Source organism: Caloramator sp. CAR-1 (assembly GCF_030546345.1).
GTDB classification, from domain to species: Bacteria; Bacillota; Clostridia; order Clostridiales; family Caloramatoraceae; genus Caloramator; species Caloramator australicus.
The window spans coordinates 39645-57037 of record NZ_JAUONW010000029.1 but is presented as its reverse complement, the minus strand read 5'-3'; the positions used below and the strand labels follow the sequence as shown (position 1 = coordinate 57037).

The following is a 17393-nucleotide window of genomic DNA, read 5'->3' as shown; positions in this document are numbered from 1 at the left end:
GCAATTGCTTTAACAAATTAACCTATTATTTTGCTTTCACTAACAACAAAGTCTATAACTTTATTGTTCACAATTTCTTCAGCAATTAATGCTCTTTGTGAATCTAAAATAGCCTTCTTCATTCTTTCAATATCCTTAACTCCATAACGCTTTGCAAGTTCTTCTGCTCTACTTTCAATTTCCTCTTCAGTAGCTGTAATATTTTCTGCCTTTGCTATTGCTTCTAATACAAGGCTAGTTTTAACTCTGTTTGTTGCAACTTCCTTAAGATCGTTTCTTAAAGTTTCCATAGTGATTCCCATCATTTCGATGTATTGATCTATATTTAATCCTTGGTATCTTAATCTATAGTCCATATCCTTTACCATATAGTCGATTTCTTGATTTATCATGGCCTCTGGAATTTCAACCTCTGATGCATTAACAACTTTTCCGATAAGCTGATCCTCAAGTTCCATCTTTGCCCTTTTATCATTTTCTTCTTGAATTCTTTTTCTAATATCAGCCTTTAATTCCTCTAATGTTTCAAATTCTGAAACATCCTTTGCAAACTCATCATCAACTACAGGGTATTCCTTTACCTTTATATCCTTTATAGTAACCTTAAATAAAGCTGGCTTGCCCTTTAGATTTTCTGCATGATAATCTTCTGGGAATGTAACATTAACATCTACAGTTTCTCCAACCTTTGCACCTACTAATTGATCTTCAAATCCTGGAATGAATGTTCCTGAACCTATAACAAGCTCGTAATTTTCAGCCTTTCCACCTTCAAATGGTGTGTTGTCTATAAATCCTTCAAAATCTATAACAGCAATATCCCCTTTTTCTATTGTTCCATTTTCCTTGTTTATAATTCTGGCATTTTTTTCCTTTAACATGTTGATTTCAGCTTCAACGTCTTCATCCGTTACTAAGTAGCTTATTTTTGTAGCTTCAAGTCCTTTATATTGACCAAGCTTAACTTCTGGTTTTACTGTAACTCTTGCAGTATAGATAAAATCAACATCCTTACCAATTTGAACTATATCAAGTTCTGGGTAATCAACTGGATGAATATCGTTTTCTTCAACAGCCTTTGGATATGTTTCTTCTACTATGAAGTTAATAGCATCTTCATAGAAAACGCCTTCTCCATAGAATTTTTCAATAATAGCCATTGGAGCCTTTCCCTTTCTGAATCCAGGAACGCTAAATCTTGACACGTTCTTTTCATATGACTTTTTAAGAGCCTCTTTGAAATTTTCAACAGGAACAGTAACTTCAATTTTAACTACATTGTTTTCTATTCTTTCTACTTTTGTGTTCATTGAAAAATCCTCCATTCTATATTCAATTTTAATTTTTTACATATCTTAAAACCTTACAAATATGCACTATAATGATAACATACAATATTTTTACATTCAAGTGTAATTATCTATATAATTCTATCTTTTGCCCATCGAGCAAAAATATTATCGTCCCATCAAGATCCGTCCTTAAAATGTTTATATTGTTTTTCTTAAGAAGACTTAAAGTTTCCCTATGGGGATGACCATAATCGTTATTTTTACCACAGGAGATAACTGCATAGGAAGGGTTAACTTTATTTAAAAATCTGCTTCCAGTTGAGGATGAACTTCCATGATGTCCAACCTTTAAAATGTCAGCCTTAACGTCAAATTTTTTAATAATCTCATCCTCAGAAGGTTTTTCTGCATCCCCCATGAGCAAAATCTTGTTTTGGTCATAGCTTATCATCAATACTGCACTATAATTATTTAAATCTTCATAATAATTTCTATTAGGGGCTAAAAATTTAAATTCAACTCCATCTAACTGAAAATTTACCCCTGCCTTTGCTGTGTTTATTTTAAGACCTCTTTCCTCAATAGCTTCCATTAGATTTTCAAAGGATTTAGTATTTGAAGTAACCTTAGGCATATAAACCTTTTTAACATCAAAATTTTTGATAATATAATCCATGTTGCCTATATGATCTTCATGGGGATGGGTTGCAACAACATAGTCTATCCTTCTTATATTATACTCATTTAAAAAGTATTTTAATTTATTTTCTTCATTTTGTGAACCGGAATCTATCATTACATAATTATCACCTGGTGTTTTAATAAGAAGACAGTCTCCCTGACCAACATCAACAGTAAAAAAAACTAACTTTCCATTAAAGGTTGATATATCTGGACTTTGAATACTACAGGCATTAATAAGAAATAATGATAGTATTAAAAGAACAAACCAAATAAATTTTTTCATAGGATTCCTCCAAAATTTTTATCAGAATGTATAATAATTATAATTAAGGATAAAATATTAAATGGGTGCATAATTAAATATAATTAAAAAGGCAATCCCTTCTCCTGTTTTGTTCCTGTTCCTGTTTCAGTGCTGCCGCCTCATATTGTTTCCGTGGGGGTTGCCTTTTTATTTTGTCCCTCATACATGCTACATGCCTTAAATTTATCTGTTGTAGTTCCGTGTCTTTTGCAAAGCCCTTCACCGTCAAAAAATCTACAGGAAGCACAGTATAAATATTTAATATTATCATAGGGCTTTTCTTGCAACCTATTGAAAAAATTCATAAGATTATCATAATATTTATATGGATTAGAACTAATATTTTTATTGTCATTATCTACTTTAATATTTCCTTTTATCAAAATTGCTTGTTTTAAAAAATTTATTGCATTTACAATATTTTTTCTTCTACTTTCCATAGCCATAATTTCATACGCATTATAGGTGCATCTATCAAAAATGATGATTTCTTCAGTTTCTTTTTCTGCCTCTTTAAACAATTTTAATCTACTATCCAAAATCATATCAGTAGTCCTTTGAAAATTATTATCATCCTTTAAAAGCATGTAAATATGGCTTTTAAGGAGCCAAATCTGCTCGATCCAGGAAACATGATAGACCCCCATCTCGTCTCCTAACAAAATATCTCTAGTCCAATTTTTTTCTGCCCTTTCGATGAAGTTCATAGCCCTTTCAAAGGAGCATTCTTCTATAAACTCATGAGCTAAAACATATAGGTTCCAAACAAGTAGATTTCTTTCAATAAGATTAGAGGTATCATCTTTTATTGTATCTACAATTTCCAGTGCCATTATTATTCCTTCATGCCTCAATCCAAAGGTCCTATGAATTCCTGCCATAATCGACGACAATAAAAGATTTGTATAGTTTTTCTTATAATCCACCAAAAGAGTGCTTGATACAAACTTTTCTATGTCGTCTATTCTGTGGAACTTGAGCATATAATCACCATAAAGATTGCTTAATATAATTATATGTTCGAAATGTTCAATTGATAATGTGTTATGACTTAACTAATTTATAATTATCTTTTTTTAAAATATAATAATCATTCCCTACTTTTATTTTTACTCCGTTTTCATCATAACCTATAAACTCAACTAAATTAATATCCTTTATATTAAGATCTGTTATTCTTTTTATCTGCTTTGATTTTAAATCTATATACCAAAGATGAATACTACCGTCCTTTTTAAAATAAGGAAGCTCTGATAAAAACAAAATCCTCTCATCATAAGCGATATATGGCTTTGCCGCCCATATATAATCAGGGTTTGATGCTAATATATCCTTTCTATAAAAATTTTTATTTAGTTTTGATGATCTATAATAATCCCTTGTCAGCTCCTTAACATTACCCTGTGAATCTAAAAAAAGAATTTTACCTGCCTTAATATCGTCAAAAACAGCAAACTTTTTATTTTGAGAAATATTATAATTCGTCTCTCCCTTTAAATCCTTGATCTCGACTATTTCACCTTTAACCGTATCTATGTAAAATTCAATTATAGCCCCATCGCTTTTTTTATACTTTTCAACTTTTATATTTTTAACTTCCTTTTGAGACTCTTTTACGCTTTCCTTAGTCGTTGGTTCTTGTGTTTTTTTATCTCCAATCTTTTTTTCTATCTTCAACTTTTCAAAAAAAGCAAGATTGAATTTTTTTAAAAAGTCCAATTTAATAAATCTATCTCCAAAAAAATAAACAACGCTTATTATAATTAAAATTATCAAAGTAATGTTTATTCTTCTTCTTCGCATCATCTTTTCATAATCCTTGCTGAATATGCTGGGCTTTCCCATCCCTTCACCTCCCTTGTTTCTCAATAAGGATTATACACTAATATGTAAAAAAAATAAAGGATAAATAAAAAAACCACCATTTTGGTGGTTTTTTGGTGGGCCATCGGGGACTCGAACCCAGGACACCCTGATTAAGAGTCAGGTGCTCTACCAACTGAGCTAATGGCCCGCATTCTAACTGGTGCGCCCAGTAGGACTCGAACCTACGACCTCCAGATTCGAAGTCTGTAACTCTATCCAGCTGAGCTATGGGCGCTCACATATTAACTTATGTAAGCAAAATTAATGGTGGGCCATCGGGGACTCGAACCCAGGACACCCTGATTAAGAGTCAGGTGCTCTACCAACTGAGCTAATGGCCCACATTATGGTGCGCCCTGAGAGATTCGAACTCCCGACACACGGCTTAGAAGGCCGTTGCTCTATCCAACTGAGCTAAGGGCGCTTATCTGGAGCGGGTGATGGGAATCGAACCCACGTAACCGGCTTGGAAGGCCGGTGCTCTACCATTGAGCTACACCCGCATGCCTGGAGCGGGAAACGGGACTCGAACCCGCGACTTTCACCTTGGCAAGGTGACGCTCTACCAACTGAGCTATTCCCGCATAATAAATGGTGCGGGCGGAGGGACTTGAACCCCCACGCACGAGGCGCTAGATCCTAAGTCTAGTGCGTCTGCCAATTCCGCCACGCCCGCATATTTTGGTGAGCCACCGGGGAATCGAACCCCGGACACCAAGATTAAAAGTCTTGTGCTCTGCCGACTGAGCTAGTGGCTCACATGGCTGGGCAGGTAGGACTCGAACCTACGAAATGCGGGAGTCAAAGTCCCGTGCCTTACCGACTTGGCTACTGCCCAACATTTATGGGGTGGATAGTGGGATTCGAACCCACGACCTCCAGAGCCACAATCTGGCGCTCTAACCAACTGAACTATATCCACCACAATGGTGCGCCTTGAGAGATTCGAACTCCCGACACACGGCTTAGAAGGCCGTTGCTCTATCCAACTGAGCTAAAGGCGCTTATCTGGAGCGGGTGATGGGAATCGAACCCACGTAACCGGCTTGGAAGGCCGGTGCTCTACCATTGAGCTACACCCGCGCAATCGACATGTTTAATTATATCATATTTAATCATTTTGTCAAGCACTTTTTTAATTTTGGTCGGGGTGACAGGGATTGAACCTGCGACCTCATGGTCCCAAACCACGCGCGCTCCCATCTGCGCCACACCCCGACTTTTCGTCGTCGGCGTCGTCCGCCTGACGACATAATAGAGTATACAACAGAATGTGATATGTGTCAATACATTTTTTAAAATTTTTTTAGTTAATACTCAAATTTGTATGTAAAGGCTTCAAAATCGCCCTTTTCGTCGAATAGGAGTTTAATACACCCTGGACTTTTATCCCTTGGCAATGTTGTGCTTCCTGGATTTATAAAAAGTATATTATTTACCCATTCAATATTTTGAACATGGGTGTGACCATATAGGACTATATTGGCCTCTGCTTCTAATGCTCTAAAATAAAGTCTTTCAAGTCCAAAGTAAACGTTGTATCTATGGCCATGGGTTAACAATATTTTGTTGCCCTTTATAGTGATTATCTTTTCCGTTTCCTTATATGACCAGTCATTGTTTCCAGCTACATATACGATTTCAATATTATTATATTTTTCGCTTATCTTTTTGACATCCTCTACACAGTCTCCAAGATGAATCAAAAGATCAATCTCACCCATATTTTTAATTGCCTTATCCAGCATAAAGAGATTTTTATGGGTATCGCTTACAATTCCAACCCTCACTTCCGCTCCCCCTATAGCTTATACTTTTCTTCGAATAACTTAACAAAGTTATCAAGCGCCCTTCTTCTATGGCTAATTTTATTTTTTTCTTCTGGACTTAGCTGTGCAAATGTCTTGTTAAGTTCCGGATAAATAAATAACGGGTCATATCCAAATCCATTTTCACCTTTCTCCTCAAAGGCTATTTTCCCAAATACTTCCCCTCTTGCTAAAATTTTATCACCATCATCTGTTACAAAGGCAATCACAGTAACAAATCTGGCATCCCTTTTATCGTAAGGAACATCCTTTAAAAGCTCTAATAGTTTTTGATTGTTCTTTTTGTAATTCCCATGTTCTCCGGCAAATCTTGCTGAATATACTCCAGGCGCTCCATTTAAAGCAAACACTTCAAGCCCTGAATCATCAGCGATACAAGGCAATTTTGTTAACTTACAAATTTCAGAAGCCTTTTTAAGGGCATTTTCCTCAAAGGTAGTCCCATCTTCCTCAACCTCTACCTCTATTCCTACCTCCTTTAATGATAAAACTTCTATTCCATATTTATTAAGAATGGTTTTTATCTCATCAACCTTGTGCTTGTTATTGCTGGCTAGTATTATCTTCTGAAACTTCAACACTAATCTCCTCCCCAATTCTATTTGCAGCACTGCCTAACTCTCTTTTTTGAATTTCGATAAGTTTTTCTATCCCAATCTCTGCAGCTTCAAGCATCATATTAAGTTCTTTTCTATTAAAGGGTGACTCCTCTCCTGTTCCTTGAATCTCTACAAAATCTCCCTTGTCAGTCATAACAACATTCATATCAACCTTGGCCTTAGAATCCTCCTCATAGCAAAGATCAAGCAAGACTTCTCCGTCAAATATACCAACGCTTACAGCCGCCACATAATTTCTAATCGGATAGACAGCTAATTTTTCAACCTCATCAAGTTTATTAATGGCATCCACAAGGGCAATAAAGGCGCCTGTGATGGATGCTGTCCTAGTTCCACCATCTGCCTGAATAACATCGCAATCTATCCATATAGTTCTTTCTCCGATTTTTGTAAGATCAACCACTGATCTTAATGCCCTTCCTATTAGCCGTTGAATTTCTGCCGTTCTTCCATCTATCTTACCCTTTGCAGCCTCCCTTGGCTTTCTCTCCACAGTCGACCTTGGGAGCATCCCGTATTCACATGTAATCCATCCCTGTCCTGTTCCCTTTAAAAATTGTGGAACCTTATCATCGATGGATGCTGTGCAGATTACTTTAGTATCACCAAATTCAACTAAAACAGACCCTTCTGCATGTTTTATGTAATTTCTTGTAACCTTAATTGGCCTTAGCTCTAAGTTATCTCGTCCGTCAACTCTCATTTTAATCCTCCTTAAAAGCTTTATATATTTCATCAGATGATGGCTCTTTTATTTCTATTTCCTTACCACCATCGTTTAATATAATGTCCTTTTCTGTAATTTTTCCAATAATAGATGCATGTATTCCTTTTTCTTTAAATATATTTAAAAGCTCCTCTCCCTTTGAAGTTGAAATTAGCATGGCGCCACTTGAGATTAGCCTATACGGATCTAAACCTAAAGCATTACATATTGATTTTGTTTCTTCAAGCATTGGAATTTTATCCTTATAAACATATACTCCTTTCCCGCTTGATGCTGCGACCTCCCAAATTGCTCCTAATATTCCCCCTTCAGTTGCATCGTGCATTGAATTAACCCCAAATTTGCCTGCAACAAGTCCAACCTCCAAAACGCTGATAGACGGCTGCATTTTTTTTACTTTATCTAATATATGCTTATCAACTTTAAATATAAGTTTATCATAAAGCTCATTTGCCAAAATAAATGTTCCTTCAAGCCCTGCATAGCCTGTCATGATAAGATCATCTCCAACCTTTGCACCACCAGTTTTAACTATATTTTTCCCTTTTCCTATAGCTGTTATGGATAAGATATATCTATTAACAGCGTCGGTTATTTCTGTATGACCACCTAATATATCTATATTTAAACCTTCACAGGTTTTTATTATATCATCCATTATATTTTCAATTTCTTCTATTTTAGCATTGGGCGGTGCTAAAAGCGTTACGGTTATGCCTATTGGCCTTACCCCTGAAGATGCGATGTCGTTGCTGTTTATTATAACGCCAATTTTACCAATATCCTTAGTTGCAGCCGTAATAGGATCCGTCGTCACCACACAGACTTCATCGTCAAATTTAATGGCAGCACAATCCTCACCAATGGATGGCGTTACTATAACATCTTCATTTATTTTTCTTATTTTTCTCAAAATTTTTTCTCTTAAAATTTCGTTTGGTAGCTTTCCTATATCCATAGCCTAACCTCCATTCCAAATATATTATATTATTTTGTAAGAAAAAATTAAATGCCTTTGTAACATAACTTGTCCAATCATCATATTATAATAATAGAACTTTATTTGTCGGTGATTGAGGTGGATAAATTATTAGCCTTTGCTAAGCTGAAATATTATGCTCTAAATAATATTTTATGGACATTATTTTACTCAGGATGTGGAATCCCGTATTTTTTCAGTGAAAAGGAAAGAGAACATATCAACAAAATTTCCAGCGATGAGGATAAGGAACTTTTAGAAAATCTTATGCCTTTGCATTGTATTTATAAGGAAGCAAAGGCAGGCTTTTCAGAGGCGCCCTCTTCAATTGTAAACCCAGGGAAATATATTTGGGATTTTAATTCCTTTAAAAAAGAAATTACGGTAAGTTCACAAGTTTTTGCAATTACTTCAATGATAAGCCTTTTAAATCAACAGCCTACAACAGAAGCAAAGGATTTTATAATAAGACGACAGATTAAAAACTTTATAGAGTTTCTTACGGGTTATCTTAGAAACAAAGATGGTCTTTTTGTGGATGCAGAGGATAAAACAAAGTTTATCGGAGACAATTTAAAACTAAAACAAAACTCAAAGGAATTTGACTTTTTAGATCAAGTGTTGGTTTTTGAAGCCTTTATGGCTTACAAAGAAACACTAAAGGAAAACTCAGAAAAGGAGAAGATGTATAAACTAGATGGGGAGAAAATATTTAAGTTCCTCTATGAAAACTTCAATCTTGCCCTAGAGTTAACAACAAGAAATCTTTCCTTAATAATATCATCGCTATATAGAGCTTCAAAATATATAAAAGATGAAGAAATATTAACCTCAATTTGCGAGCTTATTGCCTTAGGTTGTGCAGAAATAGAATCAAGAATAAAAATAACTGGTGAAATTGAAAAATCACCAAATAATTTCCTTCCTGCTTCATTAATTACCCATTTTAGAGCAGCCTCGGCTCTTTTAGAAGGATATTTAATAACAAAAATTGAAAAGTTTAAAATCTCCGCCGAAAGAATATTGAATATGCTGCTTGAAACCTTTAACGAAACTTTGGGTATATTTGCCATTGAAGATGAAGTAAAATACTCCATAAGGGATGCTGCAGAAGTTATAAAATGTCTTTATACCTATTTCTTAATAAAAAAGGACGATAAATTATTAGATATAATCGACCTATTTATCAGCAATACTATCGATAAACTCGTTCAGTCAACAGTTGAAAGAAAAGTAAACATCGATGGATTGGATATAGAAATAAACGAAAACATTCCTATATTCAGCGAAGTGAATTTAGCTCCAGTATTTCTAAAGTCAATTAAAATAAGCAACAATTTAATTCCTCTATCTGAAGTATCTAAAAAGGTAGACAATCAATTTTCAATCTATGCAAGCTCAATATTCATTAATTTGCACTATTTGGGAGATACTAATAATGGGAGGGAAGAGGATGACCAACATCAACTGCTCGGCTAATTGCATTTATGAAATGGATGGCAAATGCAGCCTTGATCACATCAGCATAACACAAAACGTTTTAAATCAAGAAACCCAGTGTGCATATTACACGCCTAGAAAAACCCCTCCTGAAAAAAATAAACCCGCAAAATAGCGGGTTTATTTTTGTTATTTCTTTTCAATATATCCGTAATCGAAGTAAACGAATCCAAGAGCTGACTTATGAACATCCTTTACATAGTCCTTTATACATACAACATTTGTATAGTAGTAAAGTGGGATAAGTGGCATATCTTCCATAAGGATGTCTTCAGCTTCATGCATAAGTTGCATTCTCTTTGCTTGATCAAATTCCTTCTTTGCAGCTTCGATTCTCTTATCATATTCTGGATTGCTATATCCTATGTTGTTTTGTCCTCCATTTGTTACCCACATGTCAAGGAATGTCATTGGGTCAACATAGTCAGCAAGCCAACCGTGTCTTGCAAAGATATAGTTCTTATCGTTTCTTGTCTTTTGGAATACCTTCCATTCTTGGTTAGCAAGTTCTATATTTATTCCAAGGTTCTTCTTTAGCATATCTTGTATTGCCATTGCAATAGCCTGATGGCCTTGGCTTGTGTTGTAAATTAACGTAAGTTTTGGGAATCCCTTTCCATCTGGATATCCAGCTTCTGCAAGAAGTCTCTTTGCTTCTTCTACATTACCCTCTGCTGGGAAGTAGTCCTTCTTCTTAAAGTCTGTTCCATCAGCATCTGGAATACCATTTGGAACGAAGGATGTTGCTGGTAATTGTCCACCCTTAGTTACATTTTCAACTAATGCCTTTCTATCAATTGCAAGAGCAATTGCCTTTCTTACTCTAACATCCTTTATAGCCTTTGCAGCAGCTGGGTCTATCTTTTCTGCATTTGGTGAAAGGTTAAAGATGTAGAAATAAGTTCCAAGGTTTGATAAAATTTGAGCTTCTCCTGTCTTTACCATGTTTGGAATTTCAGCCTGTGGTGGTGATTCAATGAAATCAAGCTGTCCAGTTCTAAACGCAGCAAGGGCACTTGTTGCTTCTTCAAGCATCTTCATTTCGATTCTTGAGAATTTTACCTTATCTGCATTATACCAGTTTGGATTCTTTTCAAGAACGATAGCATCCTTTTGTCTCCATTCCACAAGCTTGAATGGTCCGTTTGAAATATAAGTTTCTGGTCTTGTTGCCCAACCTTGAGGATCCTTTTCAACTACATCCTTTCTTACAGGCATATATGTTGGGAATGCAGTTAAGGATAAGAAGTATGGTGTTGGTGCTTCAAGTGTAACTTCAAGAGTATAGTCATCAAGCGCCTTAACTCCTAATTGGTCAACAGGCATCTTTCCTTCGTTGATTGCCTGACCGTTCTTTATATAGTATAACTGATAAGCATATTCTGATGCAGTAGCTGGGTCAAGAGCCCTTTGCCATGCATAAATGAAATCTTGGGCCTTAACGGGCTGACCGTCAGTCCATTTTGCATCTTTTCTTAAGTAGAACTTATAAGTTAATCCATCTGCTGATACATCCCATTTTTCAGCAATTGCTGCAACTGGTGAATCATTTGCATCAAGTCTTGTTAAACCATCAAAGCAGTTAACAATAACTGTAGCACCGTCAACGGCACTATTTAATTGTGGGTCGATTGTTGCTGGTTCTGCACCTAAGTTATATCTAATTGTTTGACCAGCTCCGCCTCCCCTAGCACAGCCTGAGAATAATGATACTCCTAAGGCTAATACTAAGGCGAGGACGATAAATAATTTTGATTTTTTCATCTTCATTCCTCCCCTTTTTTATGTATATTTATCCGGCACTAAGGCCGGATATTGACATTAATATAAGTGACAAGCAACCATATGTCCTCCACCAACATCCTTAAAAACTGGGTCCTGCTCTGAGCAAATAGGTTTTGCGTATTTACATCTTCCTTTGAATCTGCATCCAGGAGGTGGATCGATTGGTGATGGTATTTCTCCTTCTAGAACTATTCTCTTTTTTGACATAGCCTCATCTGGGTCTGGTATTGGTATTGCAGAAAGTAGTGCCTGTGTATATGGATGAAGCGGTTTTGTATAAAGCTCATTGCTCTCTGCAAGCTCAACCATCTTACCAAGATACATAACCCCAACTCTATTGGAAATATGCTTAACCATTGAAAGGTCGTGGGCTATAAATAGGTAAGTTAATCCAAAATCTCTTTGTAGGTCCTCAAGCATATTTACAACCTGAGCTTGAATTGAAACGTCAAGGGCTGATATAGGCTCGTCACATATTATAAACTCAGGTTGAACTGCAAGGGCTCTTGCAATACCAATTCTCTGTCTTTGACCACCTGAGAACTCATGTGGGTATCTGTTTGCATGTTCGCTGTTTAATCCAACGACGTTTAAAAGATAATGAATTCTTTCCATTCTTTCTTTACCAGTCATGAGCTTATGGATGTCTATTGCTTCGCCTATTATGTCAGCAACCGTCATTCTTGGGTTTAATGATGCATATGGGTCTTGGAATATCATCTGCATCTTCTTTCTATAAGGAAGCATTTGATTTGGAGTAAACTTTGCAATATCTACCCCATCATATATTATTTCACCGGAAGTTGGTTCGTATAATTTTATTATTGTTCTTCCTGTTGTTGTTTTCCCGCATCCAGACTCTCCAACAAGACCTAATGTTTCTCCCTTCATGATTTCGAAGGAAACATCATCCACTGCCTTAACATAGCTTACTTGTCTTCCAAAGAGTCCCTTCTTTATAGGGAAATACATTTTAAGATTTTTTATGCTAATAAGTGCCTTTTTATTTTCCATCATTCATGCCTCCTTCCAACTGGTGCTTCAACTTTTGGCGCATCAGGATGGTTTAGCCAGCATGCTGCCTTGTGATTTTCTCCAACTTCAAAGAGTGGAGGCATATGAGTCATACATACCCTCATGGCATACTCACATCTTGGAGCAAATGGACATCCTGCTGGTGGTTTTAAAAGGTCTGGTGGCTGTCCATCGATTGGCTTTAGCCTTTCCTTTACAAGGGTCTTTGGATTTGGAACGCTCCTTAAAAGTCCCCAAGTATATGGATGCTTTGGATTATAGAATATATCTGAAGTTTTTCCTGTTTCCACTATAAGGCCACCATACATAACATTTATTCTATTACATACGTCAGCAACAACTCCAAGGTCGTGGGTTATTAGAATTATTGAAGTATTGATCTTTGACTTTAAATCCTTCATAAGCTCTAAAATCTGAGCTTGGATAGTAACGTCAAGGGCTGTTGTTGGCTCGTCGGCAATTAGAAGCTTTGGCTCATTTATAAGGGCCATTGCTATCATAACTCTTTGTCTCATACCGCCTGAAAATTCATGAGGATACTGCTTAATTCTCTTTTCTGGGCTAGGAATTCCTACTAGCCTTAACATCTCAACTGCCCTTTTGTATGCCTCTTCCTTAGGCATCTTCTTATGCTTTAAAAGAGGCTCTGTTAGCTGATCGCCAACTGTTAATACTGGGTTTAAAGAAGTCATAGGATCTTGGAAAATCATTCCTATTTCATTACCTCTAATTTTTTGCATTTCGTTTTCTGAAAGGCTAGCAAGGTCTCTACCATCAAACCAGATTTCTCCATCAACTATTTTCCCGTTGTCAGCTAAAAGTCTCATAACTGACATCATCGTTATACTTTTACCACTACCTGATTCTCCAACTATACCAAGGGCTTCTCCTTTATCGAGGTGAAAGGATACGCCTCTTACTGCCTTTACTTCTCCAACATGTGTAAAGAATGATGTTTTTAAGTTCTTTATATCTAATAATCTTTCCATAGTGTCCCTCCTACTTACGCATCTTTGGATCTAGCGCATCTCTTAATCCATCTCCAAGGAAGTTAAATGCAAGTATCGTCAATGATATTGCAAGGGCTGGGAATAACATCTGATATGGATATATATACAATGTTTCCATTGCTTCTGATGCTAAAACTCCCCAAGAAGCCATCGGAGCTGAAACTCCAAGTCCTATAAAGCTCAAGAATGCTTCTGTAAATATCGCTGATGGAACCGATAATGTAAGTGTTACTATAATTGGTCCCATACTGTTTGGAATAAGGTGTCTTAATATAATCCTCATGTGTGGTGCACCTAAAGTCTTTGCAGCAAGAACGAATTCCTGTTGCTTTAATGAAAGAACCTGAGCTCTAACTATTCTTGCCATTGATAGCCAATATGCAATCGCTAAGGCGAAAATTATACTCTTTAATCCTGCACCTATAACAACCATTATAAGAATTACGTAAAGAAGCATTGGTATCGCATAAAGTGTATCAACAATTCTCATCATTATATTGTCAACTCTACCGCCAAAGTAGCCTGAAATACCACCGTATAAAATACCAATTGTAAGGTTTAATATACTTGCAGCGTAACCAACTACAAGTGAAATTCTGGCACCGTATAAAATTCTTGTGAATATATCTCTTCCAAATGGATCAGTTCCAAACCAGTGGGCTGAACTTGGGCCTTGGTTTGCAATTGAAAAGTCCTGTGAATAATAGTTATATGGTGATAAATATGGTCCTACTATTGCAACCAAAGTTATAAATATTACGAAGAAAAGTCCCCCCATAGCAAGCTTATTCTTCTTTAATCTTCTCCAAACGTCCTGCCAATAGGTTTCGCTTGGCCTTACAATTTCATTGATATTTCTTTCTTCCTTTGGAACCTTTTCAAACATATCCTTTGTTAACTGAAGGTTTGTATATTCCATATCGTCTCCTCCTTACGCTTCTAGCTTAATTCTTGGGTCTATTACTGCATATAATAAGTCAACTATAAAGTTAAATGCTATAAGCAAGAAGCTGTCGAATACTGTAAGACCCATTATCATCGAATAATCTCTGTTGTATATTCCTGTAACGAACTCTCTACCAAGACCTGGTATACCAAATACCTTTTCTATAACGAAACTTCCTGTTAAAATACCTGCCATTAAAGGTCCTAAATAAGTAACTATTGGAATAAGTGCGTTTCTTAATGCATGCTTGTAAATAACGACATTTCTTGATAATCCCTTTGCCTTTGCTGTTCTTATATAGTCCTGTCTTATAACATCAAGAAGGCTTGACCTAGTTAATCTCGCTATAAATGATAATGAGTATCCGCCAAGAGCTAAAACTGGCATTACATAGTTTGCTGGTCCTTCAAAGCCTACAGCTGGAAGAATTTGAAGCTTAACAGCAAAAACTAAAATTAAAAATGTTGCCATAACAAAGCTTGGAACAGTAACTCCTAATGTTGCAATAACCATAACAAGCTGATCCTGCCATTTTCCTTGATTTAGAGCTGCTGTAACTCCAAGATAAGTTCCAAATATGAGTGAAACAATAACAGTTACAAGTCCAAGTTTAGCTGATGTTGGGAAGGAATAAGCAATAATATCATTTACTGTTCTTCCTTCATACTTTAATGATGGTCCAAGATCTCCCTTTAAAAGATTTTTCATATACATCATATATTGCTCAGAAATAGGCTTGTTTAGCCCAAACTTTTCCTCAAGATTTGCCTTAATCTGAGGTGGAAGCGGCTTTTCGCTATCAAATGGACCTCCAGGGATAGCATGCATTAAGAAAAATGTTGCTGTTGCTATTACCCAAAGAGTTACAATACTGGCCACGAGTCTTTTGATGATGTAATTTAGCATACGATCTCTCCCCTCTTTTTTGCGTTTGTTAACTTTATTTTAATTTGTTTTAAATTTTTTAACAAATTGAAAAAATTTAATTTTCGTTAAATTTTTAATATATTTCTCTCGATTTTTCGTTATTTATTGGATTTTCGAATACATTCTGATATTGCCTTCAGTTTTTAAAAAAATTTAAAAATAATTTAAACTACGAAATAAATTATAATTCAAATAAAATTTTAATTCAAGATAAAATTTTTGAATTAAAATATGTGTTATTGTTTCATGAAAAAGAATTTTTATGCAAGTATCTACTAATAAACTAATGTTTTTATTTATATTTATAAATTGTTATTTATAAAACAAATTTAAAATTCTTTTTTCATAATATTTTTTATATTGAATAATATTTTTTTATTAATTTTAATAATTTTTTGAATAGTTTTTATTTTGAAGGTATTTATCCAAAAATAAAACGCATGCTAGTTAGCATGCGTTATCTTTTTAAAAGCTCTTCTTCTACTAATTTATTAACCATCTGAGGATTTGCCTTACCTTTTGAGGCCTTCATAACTTGACCTACTATAAATCCAACCGCCTTTGTCTTTCCGTTTTTAAAATCTGTCACAGATTGTGGATTTTCGTCGAGAACTTTATTAACTATTTCCCTTATTGCAGCTTCATCTGTAATTTGAACAAGTCCTTTTTCTTCGACAATTTTTTCAGGATCCTTTCCTGTTTCAAACATATCTACAAATACCTTTTTTGCAATTGTATTTGATATTGTTCCCTTTTCAACTAGGGAAATCAATTTTACAAGGTCCTTTGCAGTAAATTTTACATCCGTAATTTCCATTTCCCTGTCGTTAAGTATTCTTAAAACTTCACCCATAATCCAGTTGCTTATTGTCTTTGGATTTCCTCCGATATTTACAGCTTCTTCAAAGAAGGCTGCAAGTTCCTTTGAAGTTGTAATTATATTTGCATCATATTCTGGAAGGCCAAATTCTTCGATATATCTTCTTTTCTTTTCATCTGGAAGCTCTGGCATAGTTCTTTTAATATCTTCAATCCATTCATCATCAAGCTTTAAATAAACCATATCAGGTTCAGGGAAATATCTATAATCATGAGCCTCTTCTTTGCTTCTCATAACTATAGTCTGACCCTTTGCCTCATCCCATCTTCTAGTTTCCTGAACTATTCTTTCTCCCTTTTTAATTGCATTTATCTGTCTTTCAATTTCATACTCAAGGGCCTTTTCAAGGGCTTTAAAGGAGTTCATGTTCTTTATCTCTGTTTTTACTCCAAACTCGGTTGAACCCTTTGGCCTTACTGAGACGTTGGCATCACACCTTAATGAACCTTCCTGCATCTTGCAGTCGGAAACTTCTGTGTATAAAAGGATTGATCTTAACTTTTCAAAGAACATCCTTGCCTCTTTTGGACTTCTCATATCCGGCTTTGTAACTATCTCAATTAATGGCACACCGGATCTATTAAAATCTATAAGTGAATTTTCCCCCTCATGAAGGGCCTTTCCTGCGTCCTCTTCAATATGTATTCTTTGAATTCCAATCCTTTTTACTCCTTCATCGGTTTCAATTTCAATATATCCTTCACTGCAGAGGGGAGTTTCATGCTGAGTAATCTGATAATTCTTTGGTGCATCCGGATAAAAATAGTTTTTTCTTGCCATATATGTATCCTTATTTATTTTACAGTTTAATGCAAGACCTGCCTTTATAGCAAAGTCTACAACTGATTTATTTAAAACCGGTAATGCTCCAGGAAGTCCAAGGCAAACAGGACAGCAATGGGTATTTGCCTCTCCACCGAATTCAGTAGTGCAGGAGCAGAATATCTTTGATTTTGTTGAAAGCTCTGCATGTATCTCAAGACCGATAACTGCTTCAAAATCCATATTA

The 17393-nt window shown here is 35.5% G+C and carries 15 protein-coding genes and 13 tRNA genes; 1 reads left to right on the top strand and 27 read right to left on the bottom strand.

The window, feature by feature from the left end:
• Nucleotides 1-17: 17 nt before the first annotated feature.
• The 21 genes from tig to Q3V94_RS08780 all read right to left on the bottom strand — a co-directional run bounded on the left by tig (nucleotide 18) and on the right by Q3V94_RS08780 (nucleotide 8280).
• The gene (tig, locus tag Q3V94_RS08880) at nucleotides 18-1310 is read right to left on the bottom strand and encodes a trigger factor (RefSeq protein ID WP_008909139.1); all 1293 of its coding nucleotides are present in this window, start codon (nucleotides 1308-1310) and stop codon (nucleotides 18-20) included.
• 106 nt (nucleotides 1311-1416) lie between these two features.
• On the bottom strand, nucleotides 1417-2259 hold the full coding sequence (locus Q3V94_RS08875; protein ID WP_008909138.1) for a ComEC/Rec2 family competence protein: 843 nt from the start codon (nucleotides 2257-2259) through the stop codon (nucleotides 1417-1419).
• Between the two features lie 140 nt (nucleotides 2260-2399).
• A complete protein-coding gene (locus Q3V94_RS08870) occupies nucleotides 2400-3263 on the bottom strand; it encodes a hypothetical protein (RefSeq protein WP_303526949.1) in 864 nt (287 codons plus the stop codon).
• A gap of 61 nt (nucleotides 3264-3324) precedes the next feature.
• Nucleotides 3325-4125 carry a hypothetical protein gene (locus tag Q3V94_RS08865; protein ID WP_303526947.1) on the bottom strand — a complete coding sequence of 267 codons (801 nt, stop codon included), beginning with the start codon at nucleotides 4123-4125 and terminating at the stop codon, nucleotides 3325-3327.
• 93 nt (nucleotides 4126-4218) lie between these two features.
• Nucleotides 4219-4294, bottom strand: a tRNA-Lys gene (locus tag Q3V94_RS08860).
• 10 nt (nucleotides 4295-4304) lie between these two features.
• Nucleotides 4305-4381, bottom strand: a tRNA-Arg gene (locus Q3V94_RS08855).
• A 30-nt stretch (nucleotides 4382-4411) separates the two neighbouring features.
• Nucleotides 4412-4487, bottom strand: a tRNA-Lys gene (locus Q3V94_RS08850).
• A gap of 6 nt (nucleotides 4488-4493) precedes the next feature.
• A tRNA-Arg gene (locus Q3V94_RS08845) sits at nucleotides 4494-4570 on the bottom strand.
• 5 nt (nucleotides 4571-4575) lie between these two features.
• A tRNA-Gly gene (locus tag Q3V94_RS08840) sits at nucleotides 4576-4649 on the bottom strand.
• A gap of 5 nt (nucleotides 4650-4654) precedes the next feature.
• Nucleotides 4655-4730: transfer RNA gene (locus Q3V94_RS08835), tRNA-Gly, on the bottom strand.
• Between the two features lie 8 nt (nucleotides 4731-4738).
• Nucleotides 4739-4822 (bottom strand) — tRNA-Leu (locus Q3V94_RS08830).
• Nucleotides 4823-4828: 6 nt separating this feature from the next.
• A tRNA-Lys gene (locus Q3V94_RS08825) sits at nucleotides 4829-4904 on the bottom strand.
• A 3-nt stretch (nucleotides 4905-4907) separates the two neighbouring features.
• Nucleotides 4908-4984 (bottom strand) — tRNA-Gln (locus Q3V94_RS08820).
• Nucleotides 4985-4991: 7 nt separating this feature from the next.
• A tRNA-His gene (locus Q3V94_RS08815) sits at nucleotides 4992-5068 on the bottom strand.
• 5 nt (nucleotides 5069-5073) lie between these two features.
• Nucleotides 5074-5150: transfer RNA gene (locus Q3V94_RS08810), tRNA-Arg, on the bottom strand.
• 5 nt (nucleotides 5151-5155) lie between these two features.
• A tRNA-Gly gene (locus Q3V94_RS08805) sits at nucleotides 5156-5229 on the bottom strand.
• A 59-nt stretch (nucleotides 5230-5288) separates the two neighbouring features.
• Nucleotides 5289-5364, bottom strand: a tRNA-Pro gene (locus tag Q3V94_RS08800).
• A gap of 92 nt (nucleotides 5365-5456) precedes the next feature.
• Nucleotides 5457-5936 carry a metallophosphoesterase family protein gene (locus Q3V94_RS08795; protein WP_008909135.1) on the bottom strand — a complete coding sequence of 160 codons (480 nt, stop codon included), beginning with the start codon at nucleotides 5934-5936 and terminating at the stop codon, nucleotides 5457-5459.
• An 11-nt stretch (nucleotides 5937-5947) separates the two neighbouring features.
• On the bottom strand, nucleotides 5948-6553 hold the full coding sequence (locus tag Q3V94_RS08790; protein ID WP_008909134.1) for an XTP/dITP diphosphatase: 606 nt from the start codon (nucleotides 6551-6553) through the stop codon (nucleotides 5948-5950).
• Entirely contained in the window at nucleotides 6519-7298 is a 780-nt protein-coding gene (rph, locus tag Q3V94_RS08785) for a ribonuclease PH (RefSeq protein WP_008909133.1), read from the bottom strand. The genes Q3V94_RS08790 and rph overlap by 35 nt, the downstream gene beginning before the upstream one ends.
• A gap of 1 nt (nucleotide 7299) precedes the next feature.
• Entirely contained in the window at nucleotides 7300-8280 is a 981-nt protein-coding gene (locus tag Q3V94_RS08780) for an AIR synthase family protein (protein WP_303526942.1), read from the bottom strand.
• 69 nt (nucleotides 8281-8349) lie between these two features.
• Between Q3V94_RS08780 and Q3V94_RS08775 the strand changes: the two genes are divergently transcribed.
• Nucleotides 8350-9780, top strand: a complete 1431-nt coding sequence (locus tag Q3V94_RS08775; protein ID WP_192811212.1) for a hypothetical protein — start codon at nucleotides 8350-8352, stop codon at nucleotides 9778-9780.
• 150 nt (nucleotides 9781-9930) lie between these two features.
• On the opposite strand, the gene Q3V94_RS08770 is transcribed toward Q3V94_RS08775, so the two are convergent.
• The 6 genes from Q3V94_RS08770 to gatB all read right to left on the bottom strand — a co-directional run bounded on the left by Q3V94_RS08770 (nucleotide 9931) and on the right by gatB (nucleotide 17389).
• Entirely contained in the window at nucleotides 9931-11565 is a 1635-nt protein-coding gene (locus tag Q3V94_RS08770) for a peptide ABC transporter substrate-binding protein (protein WP_008909129.1), read from the bottom strand.
• Between the two features lie 57 nt (nucleotides 11566-11622).
• Entirely contained in the window at nucleotides 11623-12600 is a 978-nt protein-coding gene (locus Q3V94_RS08765; protein WP_040306437.1) for an ABC transporter ATP-binding protein, read from the bottom strand.
• Entirely contained in the window at nucleotides 12600-13610 is a 1011-nt protein-coding gene (locus Q3V94_RS08760) for an ABC transporter ATP-binding protein (protein ID WP_008909127.1), read from the bottom strand. Before Q3V94_RS08760 ends, Q3V94_RS08765 begins: the two co-directional genes overlap by 1 nt.
• Nucleotides 13611-13620: 10 nt before the next feature.
• Nucleotides 13621-14550 (bottom strand): ABC transporter permease, encoded by a 930-nt coding sequence (locus Q3V94_RS08755; protein ID WP_008909126.1) that lies wholly within the window; start codon nucleotides 14548-14550, stop codon nucleotides 13621-13623.
• A 12-nt stretch (nucleotides 14551-14562) separates the two neighbouring features.
• Nucleotides 14563-15483 (bottom strand): ABC transporter permease, encoded by a 921-nt coding sequence (locus Q3V94_RS08750; RefSeq protein WP_274766178.1) that lies wholly within the window; start codon nucleotides 15481-15483, stop codon nucleotides 14563-14565.
• Between the two features lie 478 nt (nucleotides 15484-15961).
• The gene (gene gatB, locus Q3V94_RS08745; RefSeq protein ID WP_303526936.1) at nucleotides 15962-17389 is read right to left on the bottom strand and encodes an Asp-tRNA(Asn)/Glu-tRNA(Gln) amidotransferase subunit GatB; all 1428 of its coding nucleotides are present in this window, start codon (nucleotides 17387-17389) and stop codon (nucleotides 15962-15964) included.
• Between the last annotated feature and the right edge of the window lie 4 nt (nucleotides 17390-17393).